This window comes from Streptomyces europaeiscabiei (assembly GCF_001550375.1).
GTDB classification, from domain to species: Bacteria; Actinomycetota; Actinomycetes; order Streptomycetales; family Streptomycetaceae; genus Streptomyces; species Streptomyces europaeiscabiei.
Window position 1 is genome coordinate 1 of sequence record NZ_LRTR01000631.1, and the last position, 1,561, is coordinate 1,561.

At 77.0% G+C, this 1,561-nt stretch carries 2 protein-coding genes; both read right to left on the reverse strand.

Annotated features, from left to right (window positions below):
- A partial coding sequence (locus AWZ10_RS31005; RefSeq protein ID WP_063809805.1) for an FAD-dependent oxidoreductase occupies nt 1-1,211 on the reverse strand: 1,211 nt, incomplete at its 3' end.
- Nucleotides 1,208-1,561 (reverse strand): (2Fe-2S)-binding protein (locus tag AWZ10_RS31010; RefSeq protein ID WP_208618580.1); only part of this gene is annotated, 354 nt, incomplete at its 5' end. The genes AWZ10_RS31005 and AWZ10_RS31010, both read right to left, overlap by 4 nt.

Below are 1,561 nucleotides of genomic sequence, written 5' to 3' on the forward strand. Positions count from 1 at the left end.
GCGGGCGGCGCGGCCAGCAGGTCGTCGGGGCAGGCCGGCAGCGGCCGGCCGAGCAGGGCCCGCAGTTCCGGGTAGGCGCGGGTGTCTCCGGCCAGGACCCCGCCCAGGACCGTGCGTCCGTCGGCGTCCAGGACCACCTTGGCGTAGGTGCCGGCCCGCCGGTCGTCGCGCACGTACTCCATCGCCCCGTGCGAGCGGGCGTGGGCGTCGCCGAAGCCGGCCACCTCGACGCCCAGGAGCTTCAGGCTCGCGGAGGTGTCGGCGCCGGTGAACGCCTCGCCCGGCACGCCCAGGAGCTGGCGGGCGACGGTCTCGGCCATCCGGAAGCCGGGGGCGGCCAGGCCGTGGCAGCGGCCCTCGACGGCCGCGCACTCGCCGATCGCCCAGATGCGTTCGTCGGCGGTGCGGCACCACGTGTCCACCAGGAAGCCGCCGCGCTCGCCGCGCACGAGCCCGGGGGCGTCGACCTCGTCGCGCGGGCGTACCCCGGCGGCGAAGACGACGAGCGCGGTGTCCAGGGCGGTGCCGTCGTCCAGCTCGACGCGGTCGGCGCGGCCGTCCGCGCCGGTGGCGACCGCGTGGACGGCGGTCGAGCAGTGCACGCGCACGCCGAGCCGGTCGATCGCCGCGGCCAGGACCCGGCCGCCGCCCTCGTCGATCTGCTGGGCCATCAGCCACGGGGCGTACTCCACCACATGGGGCCGCATGCCCAGCAGCCGCAGGCCGCCCGCGGCCTCCAGTCCCAGCAGGCCGCCGCCGACCACCACGGCCGGGCGGCCGGGCACCGCGGCCGCGCGGATCGCCTCGACGTCCTGCACCGTCCGGTAGACGAAGCACCCCGGCAGGTCGTGTCCGGCGACCGGGGGCACGAAGGGCCGGGACCCGGTGGCCAGGACCAGCGCGTCGTATCCGAACCCGGTTCCGTCCGCGCAGGTCACCCTTCTGCTGCGGCGGTCCACGGCGGTCACCTTCGTGTTCAGGCGCAGCCGCAGGCGGGGGTCGTCCAGGACGCCGGGGCCGGCCAGCGCGAGGTCGTCGGCGCGGGCGCCGTCCAGGAGGGTGGACAGCGCCACCCGGTCGTAGGCGGGCCGCGGTTCCTCGGCCAGGACGACGATGCGCCACTGTCCGTGCCGGTCACCGGCCAGTATTTCCTCGACCAGCCGGTGGCCGGCCATTCCGTGGCCGGCCACGACCAGCGTGCGCGTGGTCACGGGGTTCCTCCTCCTGCGGTGTCCACCGCTGTGTGGGTGTCTGCGGGCCCTGCACCGCCGGCGGCGGCGAGCGTCGTGCACAGCCGGCGTACGACCGCGGTGCAGCCGCCGCACCCCGTGGTCGCCCGGGTCGCCCGGGCCAGTGCCTGGCTGTCGTGCGCCCCGTCTGCCCAGGCGGCCTTCAGCCTGCGGAAGGTGACGTTGTTGCAGTGGCAGGCCACCGCGTCGTCCGCCGTGGCGTCGGTGTCCGCGTAGGGCAGGTCGGCGCCGCTCAGCAACGCCAGCAGGTCGGCGGGCACCGGCGCGTCACGGGCGTACAGGCCGCTGACCGCGGCGACCGCGGCGGCCGT